The sequence below is a fragment of the Mycobacterium sp. 1165178.9 genome (assembly GCF_001673555.1).
Classification (GTDB): Bacteria; Actinomycetota; Actinomycetes; order Mycobacteriales; family Mycobacteriaceae; genus Mycobacterium.
In genome coordinates, this window is record NZ_LZMB01000380.1 from 1 (window position 1) to 1,985 (window position 1,985).

Annotated in this window: 1 protein-coding gene; it reads left to right on the forward strand. The window is 66.4% G+C overall.

What is annotated here, in order from left to right; all coding sequences use genetic code 11:
* The coding region (locus A5652_RS16400; protein ID WP_156745381.1) for a phosphopantetheine-binding protein at window positions 1-1,985 on the forward strand (1,985 nt) is incomplete at both ends.

Genomic DNA, 1,985 nt, shown 5'->3' on the forward strand with positions numbered 1-1,985 from the left:
CGGCGGGGCAGCCGGTCACCATCGGCGCCCCGATCCCGGGGGTGCGCGCGCTGGTGCTCAACGCCTTCCTCAATCCGGCCCCCCTCGGTGTGCTGGGGGAGCTTTACCTGAGTGGCCCGGCGCTGGCGCACGGCTACGTCGGCCGGGTGGAGCTGACCGCGGAACGATTCGTGGCCAACCCCTACGGCGAACCCGGGTCGCGCCTGTACCGCACCGGTGACCTGGTGCGGTGGACTTCAGCTGGGACCCTTGAATACCTCGGCCGTGCCGACGACCAGATCAAATTGCGCGGGCAGCGGATCGAATTGGGTGAAATCGAGAACACCTTGCTGGCCTGCCCACAGGTGGCCCAGGCCGCCGCCACGGTGCACCACAGCGACATCGGCGACCACCTCGTCGCCTACATCACCCTGAAACACAGCACCACCTCCGACGGTGACGTCGAAATCGTCGAAGAGTGGCAACAGCTCTACGACGAGCTCTACGCGGCCGAGGTGGAGGCGCCGGACTTCGGCATGGACTTCCGGGGCTGGAACAGCAGCCTCACCGGTGAACCAATTCCGCTCGAGGAGATGATCGAGTGGCGCTCGGCCACGGTGCGCCGGATCCAGGCCCTGCGGCCAGGTCGGGTGCTGGAGATCGGCGTGGGCTCCGGACTGTTGTTGTCACAGATCGCCCCGCAGTGCGAAGAGTATGTGGCCACCGACATGTCGGCGGTCGTCATCGACAATCTGGGCCGTTCGCTGGAGCGATTGCAGATCTCATGGCGTGATCGGGTGCAACTGCGCACGCAGCCCGCACACGTCACCGGGACGCTTCCGCAGGGCCACTTCGACACCATCGTCGTCAACTCGGTCGTCCAGTACTTCCCCAATGCGGGGTACCTGACCGAGGTCATCGACAACGCCATCGAACTACTGGCCCCCGGCGGCGCGCTGTTCCTCGGCGATGTTCGCAACCACAGCCTGCAGGGCGCGTTCCAAACCGCCGTCGCGTTGGCGCGTGCCGACGCCACCGACGCCGCCGAGATCCGCCGGCGCGTCAAGCATGCCGTGCTCGGCGAACCCGAATTGCTCCTGGCGCCAGAGTATTTCACCACCCTGGCCGCCTATCACCCGTCAGTGGGCGGCCTCGAGATCCAAGTCAAACGCGGCCTCGCCGACAACGAACTCAACCGTTACCGCTACGACGTCGTCATCCACAAAGCTCCCGCATCGGTGCGCTCACTGGCCGCGGCGCCCAGCTGGACGTGGACGGAATGCGGCGGCCTGGACGGGCTGCGGACGCGATTGCTCGCGGAACGTCCCGCCGCGGTGCGCATCACCGAAATCCCCCGCACCGGAGTGATCAGCGACGTCCGCATCGAGCGCGCCCTAGCGGCCGGGTTGCCATTGGCCGACGCTCTCGCCCAAGCCGTGCCCGACGCAGCCACCGCCGAACATCTGCATCGTCTCGGCGAAGAAACCGGATACCACGCGGCCGTCACGTGGGGGGCCCAACCTGGCACCCTGGACGCCGCTTTCATCGTTCCCGCCGACGGTGAGCACGCCCCGGCATTGACAGACCTCTATCTGCCCGGGCACCGGGCAGGGCAACGCGGCACCCACAACGAACCCCACACCAACACCAAGATCAGCGCAATCCGTCAACGATTGAGCGCGTGGTTGCCCGAATACATGGTGCCGACGCACATCGTTGTGCTCGAGGAGTTCCCGCTGACCTCCTCGGGAAAGCTCGACCGCAGGGCGCTTCCGGCACCCGAGTATCAGGACGCCGATCTTTACGACGCTCCGACCGGGATGGTCGAAGAGATTCTGGCCGGCATCTACGCCCAGGTCCTCGGACTCGAGCGGGTTGGTGTCGCGGAGTCGTTCTTCGACCTGGGCGGTGATTCGCTGTCGGCGATGCGTCTAGTTGCCGCAGTCAACGCCAGCCTGGGTGCCGACCTTTCGGTGCGCACCTTGTTCGAGGCGCCCACAATCGGT